At 41.2% G+C, this 969-nt stretch carries 1 protein-coding gene; it reads right to left on the bottom strand.

The window, feature by feature from the left end:
• Window positions 1–805: hypothetical protein (locus tag A3729_RS10945; protein WP_068633813.1), on the bottom strand; the 805-nt coding region annotated here is incomplete at its 3' end.
• Window positions 806–969 lie beyond the last annotated feature (164 nt).

Here is a 969-nt window from a genome sequence, read left to right as displayed (position 1 = left end):
TGCTAGATCCATCTACCCCGATGTATAAGGGCTGGAACGTGTGACCTAAAGCCAACTCCATTTGGAAGTTGGACATTTTAATGCTAGATGAGCAACCTTGATTAATTTGCTCACAAGTACTTACCTCAATGGAGGGAGAATAAAAGTTAAGACGAAACTCTGCTGCCATACGCTCTTCCCCGTCATCGCCCCACAAGCGCAAGTAAGACCCGTCAAACACGGCACTTTCAACATTGATGTTTAAATTGCTTGCAAGAGCACCATCATTAATTTCAAGTTCTAAGCCAAGATCTGGCCTCTCCCCATTTACCCATTCAGCAGATGAAGGTCTACTAGAACACTCCCCACCTGCAGCACCAGTCAAACAGTCATAACCTTGAGCAGTATCTAAAACCTTCCTAGGTGCCGCAAATTCAAGTACCGCCTCTCCGGGTAAGCCAATATCAGGGTCATCACCATTTAATAAATCAATTTCGTATGGGTTAGTTAGCCTACCTAGATTTACACCCTCTAGAGTCTCCCCATAATTACTACCTGCACGCGCGATATACATTTGATTAACGTTGATTACAACGTCTTCTCCAGCACTGTTAGTTACACCACTAATCCTGAATACCTTGCCTTCGCTTGGATTATGGCCGTGACTGAAAATAAAGTCATCCATCACTAAACCGATGCCTTGGCCATCGACCTCAGATAAATCACTGTCAGATAGCGACTGCATTTCTGCATATATCTTCGTACTACTAGCCATCATTAGCGATAGAAATAACAAAGCAATTTTGTTGTTTGTAGATGCATTCATAGTTGAAATCAGCGTCCTGATTTATTAGAAGTTAGGGAAGTATACCCAATAATTAATTAAATCATGTCTTGCGAGTCAAAACTTTACAGTCGTTCACAAATCAAACAACAAGATAAGAACCTGCTCACATAATTAAAACGAAAGTGAGTTACTTACAATACTTT

The organism is Oleiphilus sp. HI0043 (genome assembly GCF_001634935.1).
The sequence above is the reverse complement of the archived record's forward strand: the minus strand, read 5'-3'. Positions and strand labels throughout refer to the sequence as shown.